12 protein-coding genes are annotated in these 14,727 nt (G+C 57.3%); 7 read left to right on the plus strand and 5 right to left on the minus strand.

Annotated elements, in window-relative coordinates:
* Window positions 1-57 precede the first annotated feature (57 nt).
* From BGC09_RS05610 to BGC09_RS05625, 4 genes are all read left to right on the plus strand, one after another.
* Window positions 58-762: an ABC transporter permease gene (locus tag BGC09_RS05610; RefSeq protein ID WP_218103970.1), complete on the plus strand. Its 705-nt coding sequence runs from the start codon at window positions 58-60 to the stop codon at window positions 760-762.
* Between the two features lie 39 nt (window positions 763-801).
* Complete coding sequence (locus BGC09_RS05615) at window positions 802-1,479, plus strand: ABC transporter permease (RefSeq protein ID WP_069802910.1); 678 nt, start codon at window positions 802-804, stop codon at window positions 1,477-1,479.
* A 134-nt stretch (window positions 1,480-1,613) separates the two neighbouring features.
* Window positions 1,614-2,564: a glycine betaine ABC transporter substrate-binding protein gene (locus BGC09_RS05620; RefSeq protein ID WP_069802911.1), complete on the plus strand. Its 951-nt coding sequence runs from the start codon at window positions 1,614-1,616 to the stop codon at window positions 2,562-2,564.
* Between the two features lie 525 nt (window positions 2,565-3,089).
* Complete coding sequence (locus tag BGC09_RS05625) at window positions 3,090-4,358, plus strand: glycosyltransferase 87 family protein (RefSeq protein WP_069802912.1); 1,269 nt, start codon at window positions 3,090-3,092, stop codon at window positions 4,356-4,358.
* Between the two features lie 122 nt (window positions 4,359-4,480).
* On the opposite strand, the gene BGC09_RS22500 is transcribed toward BGC09_RS05625, so the two are convergent.
* Window positions 4,481-4,708, minus strand: coding sequence for a hypothetical protein (locus tag BGC09_RS22500; RefSeq protein ID WP_141727656.1), 228 nt, complete (start codon window positions 4,706-4,708; stop codon window positions 4,481-4,483).
* Window positions 4,709-5,187: 479 nt separating this feature from the next.
* Between BGC09_RS22500 and BGC09_RS05635 the strand changes: the two genes are divergently transcribed.
* Complete coding sequence (locus tag BGC09_RS05635) at window positions 5,188-6,087, plus strand: DNA-methyltransferase (RefSeq protein ID WP_069802958.1); 900 nt, start codon at window positions 5,188-5,190, stop codon at window positions 6,085-6,087.
* The gene (locus BGC09_RS05640) at window positions 6,047-7,063 is read left to right on the plus strand and encodes a hypothetical protein (RefSeq protein WP_141727657.1); all 1,017 of its coding nucleotides are present in this window, start codon (window positions 6,047-6,049) and stop codon (window positions 7,061-7,063) included. Before BGC09_RS05635 ends, BGC09_RS05640 begins: the two co-directional genes overlap by 41 nt.
* Here BGC09_RS05640 and BGC09_RS05645 read toward each other — a convergent pair.
* Window positions 7,042-7,920, minus strand: a complete 879-nt coding sequence (locus BGC09_RS05645; protein WP_069802914.1) for a GNAT family N-acetyltransferase — start codon at window positions 7,918-7,920, stop codon at window positions 7,042-7,044. The genes BGC09_RS05640 and BGC09_RS05645 overlap by 22 nt on opposite strands.
* Window positions 7,921-8,289: 369 nt before the next feature.
* A complete protein-coding gene (locus tag BGC09_RS05650; RefSeq protein ID WP_069802915.1) occupies window positions 8,290-9,435 on the minus strand; it encodes an acyl-CoA dehydrogenase family protein in 1,146 nt (381 codons plus the stop codon).
* Window positions 9,436-9,570: 135 nt separating this feature from the next.
* On the opposite strand from BGC09_RS05650, the gene BGC09_RS05655 reads away from it, so the two are divergent.
* On the plus strand, window positions 9,571-10,857 hold the full coding sequence (locus BGC09_RS05655) for an alkaline phosphatase family protein (RefSeq protein ID WP_069802916.1): 1,287 nt from the start codon (window positions 9,571-9,573) through the stop codon (window positions 10,855-10,857).
* A gap of 131 nt (window positions 10,858-10,988) precedes the next feature.
* Here the strand turns inward: BGC09_RS05655 and BGC09_RS05660 are convergent, their stop codons facing one another.
* Together BGC09_RS05660 and BGC09_RS05665 are read right to left on the minus strand one after the other, a co-directional pair.
* Window positions 10,989-13,739: an ABC transporter permease gene (locus BGC09_RS05660; protein ID WP_069802917.1), complete on the minus strand. Its 2,751-nt coding sequence runs from the start codon at window positions 13,737-13,739 to the stop codon at window positions 10,989-10,991.
* Window positions 13,736-14,479, minus strand: a complete 744-nt coding sequence (locus BGC09_RS05665; RefSeq protein ID WP_069802960.1) for an ABC transporter ATP-binding protein — start codon at window positions 14,477-14,479, stop codon at window positions 13,736-13,738. Before BGC09_RS05665 ends, BGC09_RS05660 begins: the two co-directional genes overlap by 4 nt.
* Between the last annotated feature and the right edge of the window lie 248 nt (window positions 14,480-14,727).

The raw sequence follows: 14,727 nt of genomic DNA on the forward strand, positions 1-14,727 counted from the left end.
CGCTGAGTGAGCTGTTTCAGCCAGGACGGCAGGGTTCGCCTGCTGCCAGGAGGTGTTTTGCTGCCTCGCGATCTCTGGACCGTTTTCACAGCGGAGTTGCTCATGCGTTACTTAACGACTCCTTCCAGCTATGATCTTTCCGATCCCAGCAGTATCCCTAACCTTCTGCTGCAACATTTCACCATTGTGGCGATGAGCATGCTGATCGCCCTGGTTATTGCTTTCCCACTCGCTCTTTTGATCGTGCGTTACCGCCGCCTGCGCCTGCCTGTGATTACTTTGATGGGCTTGCTCTACACGATTCCCGGGCTGGCCCTCATTGGTATTCTGGTCACGGTCACCGGGCTATCGCTGGCAACCGTGATCATTCCCCTGGTGCTCTATGCTCAGCTGGTGCTGGTACGCAACATCTCTACGGCTATTAGCGCCATTGATCCTTTGCTGATCGAGGTCGGGCGGGCAATGGGAATGAATCGCGTCCAGATTCTCTGGCGTGTCACACTGCCGCTGGCGATGCCCGTGATTATAGCAGGGATTCGCGTGGCAACCGTCACGACAATTGGCATTGCTTCGCTGGCCTCGTTAGTAGACCAGGGAGGGCTGGGCGACTTGATTTTCAAGAGTATCCCCTTGGGGGACTACGATACGATCCTGGGCGGGGCGATTCTCCTGGCGCTCTTCGCACTCGTGGCCGACCTCTTGCTGCTCTTGTTGCAGCGCGCGCTGGAACGTGGGCACAGTCAGTTAGCCCTGGCATCCTAGACCAGCCTGGTGGCGAAGCCTTGAAGGGAGGAGACCCCCATGTTGCTTGTCCAATTGTGGCAGTTCATTCTTGACCCAGCCAATACCTTTTGGGACCACACGCTCGCTTACCTGCAGGTCTGTGCTGTCTCTGTGGCCCTGGCGACTGTGCTCGGCATTGCCATCGGGGTGGCCGTGGTGCGCAGCCCTCTGCTGTCGTTCCTGGCTGTCAATCTCAGTGGTCTGATGCGCGCCATTCCCATTATCGCTTTCCTGGCTGCCGCCCTTCCTTACCTGGGAGTGGGCTTTAAGCCGACAATTGTCGCTTTGACACTGCTGGGGATTCCGCCGATCCTGCTGAATACGTATACCGGCATTCGCAGCATTGAGCCGGCAATCATCGATGCTGCGCGCGGAATGGGTCTCAATACGCGGCAGATCCTGCTGCGCATCCAGGTGCCGCTGGTGCTACCCATCGTGGCAGCCGGCGTGCGCACTTCGGCAGTGCAGATTGTGGCCACCGCCACGCTGGCTGCAATTATCGGCGCTGGCGGCTATGGCGAGTATATTGTGAATGGCCTCTATGAGTTTAAGACGGTCCAGATTCTCGCCGGCGCCCTGCCCGTGGCCCTGCTGGCGATGCTGGTTGAGCTGTTGATGGGCTGGCTCCAGCGCGCCCTGACACCCGCCGGCCTGCGGGTCCAGGAAATGGCTTTAAGCGAGGCCGCGCGGGCGTAAAGATCAAGTCAGAGTGAGAGCCAGATCAGCCCCGTCTGCTATTCGCTGACTGTCTGACTCTCTATTCTTGCTCGATGGTTATACTGAGAGTGGAGTCCGCCTATCCTATTTTGGATCTTATGAGGAGAAAGTTTATGCGTTCTGTTGCCTTGCCAGCGCGTCTGCGCGCATTGCTCCTGCTGTCTGTACTGGGGATCAGCCTGCTCACCCTGGCCGCCTGTGGTGGCTCTTCCAGCTCGGGGAGCGGCTCCTCGCCTAATAGTCAGATTACGCTGACAGTCGGCGGGAAGCTCGATGTCGAGGCCCAGCTTCTGACCAAGATGTATACCCTCCTGCTGCGCCACGCCGGCTTCAAAGTGATTGAGAAGCCGGCTCTCGGCACCAACGATGTGGTCTTTAACGCCATCACGAGCGGAGCCATCGATCTCTATCCCGAATTTACAGCTACGGGCCTGCAGCGTTTGGGCCTGCAAACCACACACGACCCGCAGAAGGACTACGAGCTGGTGAAGCAGGGCTTCGAGAGTAAGTATAAGATTGTCTGGCTGGATGTGGCGCCCCTCAATGACACCTACGGGATTTGTGCCCCCAAGATGGCCGCCGCACCTTTGCAGATTACCAGGCTCTCCCAGCTTCCAGCGGCAGTCGCCTCACAGCTGACGGTCGCGGCTCCAACAGATGGTCAGGAGCCGTTACAGACGATGGAGTCGATCTATGGCATCCATTTCAAGAAGGTGATCGTCATGGATGAGGCGCTGACCTTCAATGCGGTGAAGCAGAACCAGGCGCAGTTGAATGTCTGTTATACGACGAGCGCCCTCATCGATCAGAATGGCTTCGTGTTGCTACAAGACGATAAGAACGCTTTCCCGATCTATAACCCGGCCCCCATCGTGCGCGAGGATACGCTGAAGAAGGCCCCCGCCATTGCGACAGCCCTGAATCCGCTGGCTCCGAAGCTCACGACCCAGGTCAGCATCGATCTGCAGCGCCAGGTGACCCAGGCAGTCAATAGCGGGACGCCTCGCTCCCAGGCGATTACGCAGGTGGCAACGAATTGGCTGAAGAGCGTCGGCCTGCTCTAGCCACGCTCCGTCTCCCTGCTTCAGAGGCGTATCTGCGCCTTAGCTGAGAGGCTGCGAGAGGCTGCTGTCCACCCCTTTACGGTCACAGGGCAGCAGCCTTGCTCTTGTTAGCAGAGGCAGGCCAACTGGCTGGCTGACAGGTTGGTTGACAGGCTGAGTGACTGACTGACCGGCTCGCAGCCAGAGGCGTTCCGGCCTTGCGCCTTGCAGCCTGGTTTTGCTCTTAGGCCGCCTCATCCAGGGGAAAGCCAGCAGAGGAGCCAGGCGCTCACTGTGTTATTATAGATACGACCGACCGAAGGCCGTAGCCAGGACGGCCCTGCTCTTGATTCTCACTGATCGCTCTGGGAGACAGCGATGGCACGGTTGGCTAGAGAGGCCGAGCAGTCAGCAACGCGCAGGCCAGCAGCCTTCCCTCTGCTTCCGAATCGACGCCTTGCTCTGTTATCTCTACTATTGCTTCTACAGTTTATTTTGCAGATACCGCTGCTGACTCATCCTCCGAATACAAGCAGCCCTGCACCTTTGATCAATGCCTTTGTCTGGCACTGGCTGCTGACCTTTCTTCCGTATATGTTGGCCTGCCTGGTCGTGTTGACTGGCCCCCCGCTCTCAGGTCGGGCGCGCATCGTTGAGCTGGGACTGCTCCTAGGCGGGGCCCTACTGCTCCGCCTGATGCTGCTACCTATCCCCCCAGTGCTTTCGCCAGATGCCTGGCGTTACCTGTGGGATGCGCGCGTGACGCTGTTGGGTTACAGTCCCTATGTTTATGCTCCAGGCGATCCCCATTTCATCCACCTGCGCGATTTCATCTTTGCCAACAGTCGCTACCGCAATGTGCCGACGCTCTATCCGCCCGGGGCCCAGCTTTTCTTTCTGGTCAGCTATCTACTGGCGCCCAGCAATCTGACAGTTTTGAAGGCGATCTTTGTCGGATGCGACTGGCTGACTTGTGTGGTCCTGGCCTGGCTGCTCTCTCGGCGGGGGAAAGATGGAGGGCTCTGTGTGCTCTACGCCTGGTGCCCGCTACCGATCGTGGAGTTCGCTATTCAGGGTCATGTCGATGCACCAGCGGTGTTGCTCACCCTTCTGACACTGCTGGCTGCCGGGCACGCCAGTCCTCGCGGGCGAGCTGTGACTGGGTCTCTGTTGGGCATGGCAACGCTGGTACGCCTTTATCCTGCCCTGCTGCTGCTGGCCATCGCCCGGCGTCGCGACTGGCTACTGGTGCTGGTTTGGGTCCTGACCCTGGTCGCTGGTTACCTGCCGTACCTGATTCTAGGACAGGGCCAGCTGCTCAGCCCTTTTGAGAGCTATGCCGGCAGCTATACCCCGAACGCAGGCTTGCCGCAGCAGCTGAGCCACTGGCTGGCCCTGCACACCTCCCTGAGTCCGGCTCTGCTCCACTGGCTGGAGGAGGGCTTGATTGGCGCAATCATGGGGGGGACAGTAGTCACTGTGCTCTGGCTGCGCTGGCGGCACCACATCGCCGGGGAGACTGCAGCGCTCTTGCTGATCAGTGCTTTGTTCGCCGTGTCAGCCCATATTTTCCCCTGGTATACGACTGTGCTGATTCCGCTGGCCGCGCTGCTCCTGACCTGCAGCGAGAGCAAGCTGGGATTGGGAAGGCCAATAGCTTTCTGGGCCTGGTATTTTGCCTGTACGACTCCGCTGGCTTACTTTTTCATGTATGAACGCGACTGGACACTCTACTATGCGCTGGTCTATTGGCCTCCGCTCCTCGGGCTGACACTGGCAACAGCGCTGAGCTTGTATCGTTGCGTCCGTAAGTAGAGGTCGCCTGGTAAGAGGCGCTGCGTCATTGCCGCGCCCCGTTCGATGTCAGAGATGCCTTAGACTTTCGCAGGCAGCTTCCTATCAGAGCCAGCTACCTGTGAGAATAGGACAGCTTCTTGTTACGACGTCCGCTCATCATAAGGTGGGCGTCGATAGAGATAGAGATAAGTCTCATGAGCGCTGCGGCCCGAGGGACGCGCATGGTCAATGGGCAGGAACCAGGAGCTTCGCCGCTGCCATTCTGGACTGTCGAGGCCATCGCGACTATCCGCCCCCCAGAGGATGGCCACTAAGTCGAGTAGGGCGATCAGCAAGATCAGGAATAAGAAGAGAAGTATGCAAGTCACACCAGGTACCTCCTGAATGGGGACAGGCCATGCTCCAATGCGCTTGGAGCAAGCGTAACTCTGTGAGACGGTAGCCGGCAGCGGCCCTGCTAGCTGGGACGAGATCAGATCAACGACCTGGTCCGGCAGCATCCCGTTTACTCACGCTACCCTATTTTGTTCTTCTTTTCCTAAGAACAACAATAGGCGAAAAAGGGTTGCATAACCACAGCCAATCGGCAGGCTTTGCCTGGGATCAGAGCAAGCCAATCGCCCGTAGCCCTCCTTGCCCCCGGCTATTTGACCAGGAAGCCTTGGGAAAGGCTCACCCCATACTAGTTCCCAGAGGGCGGTGCATGGTATCATAGCTGTAGTAAATACATGATCCCTCATCAGGAGAGCATCGCCAGCCCGAGGGATGAGAGAGGTGGTTGTCCGTGGCTTTTAGAGCGCGAGCCCAGAAAGGGGAGCGAGAACTACCGAGCTTTTTTGGAGAACCTGTGAGACGAGGCATTGTGTACGAGCCACCTGCAGTTCACAGGGAGGAACCTTACTTATTCTACCGTCATCCTCATGGGGAGATTTGGGTCGGAGATGCTATTGCCTGGCTGCGCTCGCTGGAAAGTGAGTCCGTCGATCTCATCTTTGCCGACCCGCCTTACAATATCAAAAAAGCTGAATGGGATAGCTTTGAATCACAGCAGGCATACGTGGACTGGTCCTTACAGTGGATCGAGCAGGCTGCGCGTGTGCTGAAGCCAACAGGTACCCTCTATATCTGCGGTTACTCCGAGATTCTGGCTGACCTGCGCCTGCCCGCTTCCCGCTATTTCCAAGGCTGCCGCTGGCTTGTCTGGCATTACAAGAACAAAGCGAATCTTGGTAGAGACTGGGGACGCTCGCATGAAAGCATCCTCCATTTCCGCAAGACGCGGCAATTCACGTTTAATATCGATGCGGTACGCATCCCCTACGGCAACCATACCCTGAAGTACCCCGAGCATCCACAAGCTGCAAGTAGCCAGTATGGACGAGGCCACCCGCATCTCTGGCAACCACATCCACACGGAGCCAAGCCACGCGATGTCTTGGAGATCCCCACGACCTGCAACGGCATGCACGAGAAAACTCCTCATCCAACACAAAAGCCTGAAGAGCTGCTGCGCAAAATAGTGCTCGCCTCGTCCAACCCAGGTGATCTAATTCTTGACCCCTTCATCGGCTCCGGCACCACGGCTGTCGTCGCCGAGCAGCTCAAGCGTCGCTGGAAGGGCTGCGATATATCCGTCGAGTACTGTCACTGGGCAGTTGAACGTCTCGAGCTTGTCGAGGACTGGCCGATAGAGAGGTGGATTTTATATGACCAGGAGAACGCCAGGCGCAGACAGTCAATCAGATGATTATAACCGCATTCTGCAGAGATTTCAGAAAAAGATGCTCGACACTCTTGCATTCCAGCAATTAGATGAATATAAAGATTACTGTACTGATTTCATAAAATTTATGAAAGTGTCACCAATCGAGTGCGTTGTCTCTTCCTCACATCCTCCATATATGTTCCTAAATTACCAGAATCTACTAGGAATAAGAAGAATAACACGACCAATAAATAGATATTTATTTATTAATGATATTGATGAGTTTGAATATAACTTTGAAGTCTTCAAAGACATGCTAGAAGACCTGCGTCTCGCAAGAGGGGAGTGGGCTGCCCTTTCGCGGTTTTCCCAGGCAGATGGTCTAATTAACCGCGTAGTCTACACTATCCAGCAGATCATCGGGAGCATTAGCGATTCTTTAGAAAGCTCTAATCAATCTCGAAAGCGAACGGGTCAGTTATTTGAAGGTCTCATTAAGCAGATCTTTCACGAAGTTGGTTTAAAAAGCAGTCCACGAACAATCAGGCTGCCTGTGCCAGATACCACAGCCGAGCATATGTCATATGAGCTTGATATTGTCCTTTCCCTCGAAGAGAGACAGCTTTCTTCTTCAGAGTCCTATCTGCATTCAGGTGAGATTATCGCCTCTATCAAAACCACTAGCAAGGACCGGCTCGACAAGATCTTTCTCGATAAGTATTTGCTCGATAGACTTCTCAAGAGAAAAACGCCAGTTGTAGCTATCTTTCTCCATGACATTCAAAGAGCCACTATTGGCGATAATGAATTCTGTGTTCGATCAACCTTTAAAAGGAATCATTTCCTCGTTTACAGCTATCTCCTGACACGTCTGGAAGGAGTCTACTATGTAGACTATCGGCCTGAACTGGGCGCAGACCAGAGACTCCAGGGGCAAGTCAAGTCCTTTCAGGACCTGCTCTTTCACGACTTATGGCTGTTACTGAACCAGCCCGATCAGCCAACTGGCACCTCGTAATAATCAAAGGTTGTGCTGATCTTGAAGCCACAGGCTTGATAGAGAGCGAGCGCTCCCTCGTTCGTGGTATCCACCTCCAGTGCAATCCGGCGCGGGCGCTGGCGAAGGATATGCGCGACCGTCCAGGCCAGCGTCTGGCGTCCGTAGCCCTTGCCCTGGTACTCAGGTAACATGCAGAAGCCATAGATGAAGGCCTCGTCTTCATCATCGATATAACGGATCAGCCCAACAACCTCGCCAGCCACCTCCGTCACCAGCGTCACGCGCCGCGGACTGGTAATATCCCGTGTCGTCTCCGCTAAGAGCGCTCTATCCTCCGTCATCTCAAAAGCCCGCGCCGTAATGTGCGTCAGCAGAGGTGCCTCATCCGCCCTGGCCGGGCGAATCCGCACCCCATCCTGTTGCTCCACCCGGAGGGGCGCATCCTCCAACTCGCGCACCATTCGATACTCCGAGTTGTGATAGCGCGCCTTTACCGCTTGCGCAAAGCCCTGGGCCCCCAGCGAGTTGCGATCAAAAAAGAGCAGAATCCGCGGCACGCCACGATACCTCAGCTCCTGGTTGGCCAGGCGGAAAAGCAGCGAAAAGATGCCCTGGCGACGTCTGTCAGGATGAACCATACCCGTTAGCTCGGCCTCGCGTGGATTGAAACTATAGAGCGCCAGATAACCGAGCAGCTGGCCATCCTCATAGTAGAGAAAGTCGTTGGTCACCTGCCCCGAGCGCGAACGCAACATTTCCCAGAGCAAGCGCACCTCAATGCCTTCACGCTCATGGCATAAGGCCGCCAGGGCGGCAATCTCCTGCAGCTCCTCAGCTGCCAGCGTGCGCTTACGCACCAAACCATGTTTCTGCATGTCTCGCTGGTCCAATCTAGCCAGGCTGTTTTGGTGGGGATTCCCTTGTAGCCCGGCCCGTGTCTACTCAGTATCGTTGCGCAAAGGGAAGAAAGCGCGCTTGCCATCAGCCTCTCCGTCCAACAAACAAGGCCAAACTGTCTGCCGCAGTGCGAGACTTGAGATGGCAAGCGCAATGCTTCTCTCCATCTATGACAGCCGTTCTCTGCCGTCTGCCACCGCTCTAGCCACCGCTCTATACATTGCCATAGCACCAGTGCCCCTGTCAATCAGCGTCGCTGGCACCCTGGCGACCGCTTTCCGGTGGACCGCAGGTCGTGAGTCAAGCAGACCACTGCGACAAGAGAGCGCTCCTGCTACACCACAAGTCTAGCGCAGACCCAGCAACTCGCGCGCAATGATCAGCTGGCGAATCTCGGTTGTCCCGGCCCCGATCTCTGCCAGGCGCGCATCGCGCCACATGCGCTCGACCTCGAAGTCGGTGGTGTACCCCCAGCCGCCATGAATCTGCAGCGCCTCGTTTGCCGCCCGCCACTGGGCACGGGCCGTAAAGAGCAGTGCCGCTGCAGCCTCCTTGCTGACGCGCTGTCCCTGCTGGGCCAGCCACAAGGCTCGATGGGCCAGCAGCCTGGCTGCTTCCAGATCGGTGTACATATCGGCCAGCTTGGCTTGAATGAGCTGAAAGTTGGCGATGGGTTGTCCGAATTGCTGACGCTCACGAGCGTACTTCAGTGAAAGCTCCAGCGCGGCCTCGATCCCTCCCACAATGCTGACAGCGAAGAAGGCCCGCTCTAGATCAAGACCGCTCATCACGACACGATAGCCTTCGTTGACCTGGCCCAGCACGTTTTCCGCTGGCACAAAGGCCTCCTCAAAGACCAGCTCCCCTGTGGGTGAGCCGTGCATGCCGACCTTCTCGATCTTGCGCGCCACATGGTAACCTGGCGTCTTTGTCTCGAAGAGGAAGGCTGTGATGCCTCGGCTACCCGCCTCCGGCCTGGTTTTGGCATAGACAATCAGGAGATCGGCGATCGGGCCGTTGGTGATAAAGACCTTTGTACCGTTAAGCACGAACCCTCCATCAACGGCGCGCGCCGTTGTACGAATCCCCATAGCATCGGAGCCAGCGTCAGGCTCGGTCAGGGCCAGCCCGCCGATCATCTCGGCTGCCGCGAGCCTGGGAAGATAGCGCTGCCTCTGCTCTTCAGTTCCATTGCGCAAAATATTATGGGCGCAGAGGTTCAGATGCGCCCCAAATGACATGGCGATGCCCCCATTGGCCCGCCCAATGGCTCGCGCTACCAGGGCCGCCATCAAGAAATCGCCGCCGCTGCCACCATAGCTCTCGGGAATGCCTATCCCGGTATAGCCCTGGTCCGCCAGCTTGCGCCAGAGCCAGCGCGGGAAATCATCGCTGCGCTCAAGCTCTGCGGCCAGAGGCTTGATCTCGCGAAGCGCAAACTGCAGAGCGCTTTCATAGGCCAGTCGGTGCTCTTCAGGGAGTTCGAAGTCCATCTTTGGCTTGATCCTTTCTCTTAGCGGAAACAGACTGCGCCTGCATGCCCTATCTTTTAGGTGGCGAGTTACGTATACTCTATTATATGACGAATCAGGTCAGCATCGACCCTCTCCTTGGAAAGCGAATCGAGCATGCTGAATACAGCTTCTGTGCAAGCAGTTGAGAAGGCCCACTTCTCGCAAGCATTCATCAGGCCACTCTACGACTCCTACTGCTTCGCCAATATTCCAGGCACTATTCTGACCTTGCTGACGGGAGCCGGTGAGAGTCCCTTGCCCAGCGACGTTTTCGGAGCGCTGCCCCAGCGCTATCAGCGGGTGATTCTCTTCTTTATCGATGGCTTTGGCTGGCGCTTCCTGCAGCGCTATGCCGAGCGTCATCCGCTGCTCCGCCAGGCCCTCGACGAGGGCCTGCTCTCGCTGCTTACGTCGCAGTTCCCGTCGACCACAGCAGCCCACACGACCACCATCCACACCGGCCTGGAAGTCGGTCAGAGCGGGATCTATGAATGGACCTACTACGAGCCGCTAATCGATGAGGTGATTGCCCCGCTGCTCTTCTCATACGCAGGCGAATTCACACGCGACACGCTGATGCAGTGCGGCCTACCGCCTTCGGCTTTTTATCCACAACAGACGCTTTACGAGACGCTGGAGAGCTACGGCGTGCGCAGCACGATCTTCCAGCACCGTTCCTATACCCCGTCGACATTCTCTAACGTGGTCTTCCGGGGCGCACGTGTCTGCGCCTTCGACACACTCTCCCAGGCCCTCGATGAACTGCGCGAGCAGCTCCTCTCAGCGCAGGCCAACGAGACCAGGCCCGCCTACTATCTGCTCTACTTCGATGGGATCGACTCCACCGGTCACCGCTCCGGTCCCGACTCTCCAGAGTTCGAGGAGGCAGTTCTCCAGTTCTGGAGCACCCTGGAAAGGCATTTCTACCAGCCGCTACACGGCAAGCTTGCTGAGACACTCCTGATGTTCACCGCTGATCACGGCATGGTGCCCGTGCAACCCGAAACCACCTTCTATCTGAATCTGCAGCTACCAGAACTGGTGCCTCTGCTCCGGACGACCCGCCAGGGCCGCCCGCTGGTTGCCGCAGGCTCGGCGCGCGATATGTTCCTCTATGTGAGAGACGAAGCGCTGGACGAGGCTCTCGCTCTCCTGAGCCAGGCCCTGGCCGGACGGGCAGAGGTCCATCGGACGCAGGACCTGATCGCCGCCCACTTCTTCGGGCGCCAGGCTCCCAGCGAGGTCTTTTTGAGGCGCGTGGGCAATGTCGTGCTCTTACCGTACGAGGGGGAAAGCGTCTGGTGGTTTGAAAAAGGGCGCTTCCAGATGCGCTTCCGGGGTCACCACGGCGGCCTGACCCCGGCAGAGATGCAGATCCCCTTGCTGCTCCTACCGCTTTGAAATGCACCTCACAGTGCAGGCTCCTGAGAGCCACAGGAGAGAGGGGGGCCTGTTCCTGTGGCTCCCCTCTCCTCTCATCACAGCGGGTGGCGCTGCCTTTTCGTTTGCTTGCTTGTGTAAATGACCCGCTCTCACTCGTAGCGCAGGACCTCCAGGGGGCGCACGCGCACCGCCCCCCAGGCAACAAAGGCCGCTACCACCATCGCGAGGACCGCCGCCCCGACAATCAGCGCCAGAACGATTACCTCACTGGTGCCCAGATTGAAATTGAAGACGAAATGACCAAGCAGGCTGAGCGCCAGGCTAACCAACAGCATAGCAAGGAAGGCCCCGACACCAGCGACGGTGCCGTTTTCAAGCAGGACCTCACCCAGGATCGAACGGCTGGTATAGCCCACCGCCTTGAGAATACCGAGCTCGCGCCGCCGCTCAAGCATGGCCAGCCCAACGGCGTTAGCAATGATGACAATCCCCGCAAAGAGCGAGAGCGAGGCGATGGCACTCAGCGTCAGGATGATATAGCTCAGGAACTGGTTGACATAATCGCCCAGGTTCGCCAGATTGGCGACCGAGATGGTACCAGCAATAGCCTGCATACGATCGAGGGCCTTGTCCAGCTGAGCTGGATCGATCTTCAGGTAGTAGACGTTGGTGGCCTGACCGCCAGGGCTGAGAGCCTGCACCAGATTCAACGGCGCGAGCATCCCTCCAGCGGAGAAAACCCCTGGCTGTGGACGGTAGATGCCCACCACCGTCACCGTACGGGTAACTTTGCCGTCCTGGCTGACCAGGGTAAGCCTACTGCCAAGCTGCAGGTGACCCTTCAAAGGAGCAAGCTCGAGAGCAGCCTGCGGCAAGAGTACGTTATCGCTGCCCACATCCGCCGCACTGAGGTTGCGCCCCTGGACAATGGAGACTCCTTGAGACGGAGCTTGCCCATGCGCCAGATCATAGCCCTCCAGCTCTCCCAGATAAAGGAGTGCGATCTGATTCTCGACGCTGTTTGGCGACGCATTTCCAGTCTGGCGCAGCAGCGTCTGCAGCGGCACCCCATCGATCGTCAGCGGCAAACAGGAAGTCAACACCTGATGCTCTCGCCGCTGAATACCGGGGACGCTGCTCCACTGTGCCTCTAACAGCTGAGCCTGGCGATCATTCGTGGTAGCAATCACATTGAACGAGACGACCTGCGCCAGCGACGTATTGATGGCATCACGCAAATCCTGCCCCAGAATCAGAATCAGGCCAATCGTGAAGATACCCACGAACAAGGCCAACATCGTCGTGGTGGTACGGGCCCGCTGACGCCCAATATTACGCAAGGCCATCTTAATATTGGCCTTCCAGGTCGCAGGCAAAAAGACTGTCACGAGCCCGGCTGCAGCCGCCAGCAAGAGCAGCGAGCCAAAGACTGGCAGCACAAAGGTGATCAGGCCGGCAATCACCAGAGCCACAACGATCAAAGCCAGAAAGCCAACACTCAGTCGCTCTGGAACCGGCAGCAGACTAATGACGATGACAGCAAGAACAAAGAAGAGACTGAGCAGCCCCAGAAAGATGAACGTGCTATAGACGACGCCGATCCCCAGCGCAACATCGTTGTTGAGCACGACAATGGCCATGCCACAGAAGAGCAGCGAGAGCAGCAAGAGCAAACCCGCCGTAAGAAGCCGGCTGCCAGGACGCAAGCCCTCTGGAAGCTCACGGATCACGCTCAGCGGGCGAATATTAGCCGCCTGGACAATTGGCAGCAACCCAAAGATGAGGGCAGTTCCCAGACCGATCAGCACCCCACCTCCGAGAATGAGCGGGTCGAAGCTGACTGGCAGGTTGAACATAAAGAGCTGCCTGATCAGGTTGCGTGCCAACAGGCTCACACCCAGACCAATGGCCGAGCCAATCACGCCCCCAATGAGACCAAGCAGACCGGCCTCCAGGCCAAAGAGCAGGTAGAGATCGCGTCGCCGGTAGCCAGTGGTCTTGAGCATGGCAATCTCGGTACGCCGCCGCAGAAGAAGCACCTGCATGGTGTGGACAATGCCAACACCGCCAATGAGCAAGGCTAGCAGTCCAGCAACCTCCAGAAACTTGCGGATATAGTCAACCTGCTGCTCATCAGCCTTCAAAGCATCCGTCACCGTCTGCACTGAGGCATAATAGTACTGGTTTTGAACTTCCTTGACAACACGATCGGTCCGCGACTGATCGTTATTTGTCGATATATAAATGTTTTCATACAGCAATGGCAGGTCAGGGGCAGCTGCCTGATAGGCGCTTGCGGCCAGGTACATTCTAGCGCCTCCCAGGGAGGCTATACCCTCATTGGCGATGACGCCGGCAATAGTGACATGGAAAGAGCGCGCGGTCGGCTCAGTAGAGCTGGCATAGATGGTCAGACTATCCCCAACCTTGTAATGATACCGATCAAGAAAGTTCTTGGTGACCACCACCTGCTGTCCCTGGACCAGGCGCGAGAAGCTGCCATCAGACGGCTGCAGAAAGGTAGGCGGGGAAACTACGGGGTAGGTCTGAGGATCAATCACGAGAAGCTGGAAGCTGTCACCCACACCTGCCGAGAGCGTTGTTGAGGCCTGTGCTGCAATCACTGGGGTATAGGCACTGATCTCCCCCTGCTTTTTGAGGCGCTCAAAGAAAGCCAGATCCTTGCTATTGAACGGCTGAACATAGGTAGAGACAGCCACATCGCCACCGTTGGCCTCACGTACATTGCTGGTCAAAGCCAGATTGATCATCTGGCCAACCAACTCCAGCGAGACAATGGCCAGCACCCCTACCGCGATACACAGAATTGCCAGCACGCTGCGCTGACCGCCTCTCAGCAGCGAACGCCAGGCATACTTGAAGTAGAGCGAGGCTTTCATGAACGGATAGCCTCCTCCCTGAGCACTTCGATCGCGGCAATGCGACCGTCAACAATGCGAATGGCGCGATCGGCGTGGCTGGCCACTGTTGCATCGTGTGTGGCAATAATAAAGGTTTTGCCGGTAGTATGACGCAGGTAAGTGATCAGCTGCAGCAACTTCTCGCCATTGGCGGCGTCGAGATTCCCGGTTGGCTCGTCAGCGATCACAATCGGAGGGTCAGTTGCCAGAGCACGGGCAACAGCAACACGCTGCTGCTCGCCTCCCGAAAGCTGCGTCGGACGGTGATTGAGCCGGTGGGAGAGACCAACCAGCTCCAGAAGTTCGCGCGCCCGGGACGCCGGTGACCCTTTGTGCCTGCCAACATAGAGGGGAATTTCGACGTTCTCTTGGGCTGTGAGGGTGGGGATCAGGTTAAAGGCCTGGAAGACCATACCGATTTTCTGGTTGCGCACAGCGGCCAGTTTGCCCTCGCTCATGCGCGTGACATCAATACCGTCAATGAGGACCCGCCCACTGGTTGGATTGTCCAGGCCCGCGATGATCCCCAGTAAAGTGCTCTTGCCCGACCCCGAGGGCCCCACAATGGCCACAAATTCCCCTTGCCGCACGCTGAAACTGATACCGCGCAGAATCTCGATACGTTCGTGACCAAGTGGCAGACTGCGCGTTACCTCCTCAACCTGCAGGATTGTCCTCCCCAGCGCTGGCCGCCCTTGTTCATCTCCTCCTGCTGGCATACTCCGAGACTCGAGTTGGTCAGCCCCGTTGTCGCTTTGGACTCTTTCTTCCATCGCTATGATCTCTCCTTCTTTCCCGGTTACATCTGGCAAGTAGCTGCTCACTCCGCCCCCTTGCCCTTCTCTCATAAGGAAGATGATACTCCTTCAGAGGAAAGAGGGTAGCCGCTTGCCCGTCCGGCGGCGATCTGCCGATCTTCCGACTGGCTATAACTTATTGTTATAGCTTCCGAATTTATAACATACCG

Source organism: Thermogemmatispora onikobensis (genome assembly GCF_001748285.1).
Classification (GTDB): domain Bacteria; phylum Chloroflexota; class Ktedonobacteria; order Ktedonobacterales; family Ktedonobacteraceae; genus Thermogemmatispora; species Thermogemmatispora onikobensis.

Excerpts from the sequence above, each read along its gene's own strand:
- BGC09_RS05620 (WP_069802911.1), top strand. The coding sequence starts at position 1,614 with ATGCGTTCTGTTGCCTTGCCAGCGCGTCTGCGCGCATTGCTCCTGCTG.
- BGC09_RS05655 (WP_069802916.1), top strand. The coding sequence starts at position 9,571 with ATGCTGAATACAGCTTCTGTGCAAGCAGTTGAGAAGGCCCACTTCTCG.
- BGC09_RS05650 (WP_069802915.1), bottom strand. The coding sequence starts at position 9,435 with ATGGACTTCGAACTCCCTGAAGAGCACCGACTGGCCTATGAAAGCGCT.
- BGC09_RS05640 (WP_141727657.1), top strand. The coding sequence starts at position 6,047 with ATGACCAGGAGAACGCCAGGCGCAGACAGTCAATCAGATGATTATAAC.
- BGC09_RS05665 (WP_069802960.1), bottom strand. The coding sequence starts at position 14,479 with ATGCCAGCAGGAGGAGATGAACAAGGGCGGCCAGCGCTGGGGAGGACA.
- BGC09_RS05615 (WP_069802910.1), top strand. The coding sequence starts at position 802 with ATGTTGCTTGTCCAATTGTGGCAGTTCATTCTTGACCCAGCCAATACC.
- BGC09_RS05660 (WP_069802917.1), bottom strand. The coding sequence starts at position 13,739 with ATGAAAGCCTCGCTCTACTTCAAGTATGCCTGGCGTTCGCTGCTGAGA.
- BGC09_RS05645 (WP_069802914.1), bottom strand. The coding sequence starts at position 7,920 with ATGCAGAAACATGGTTTGGTGCGTAAGCGCACGCTGGCAGCTGAGGAG.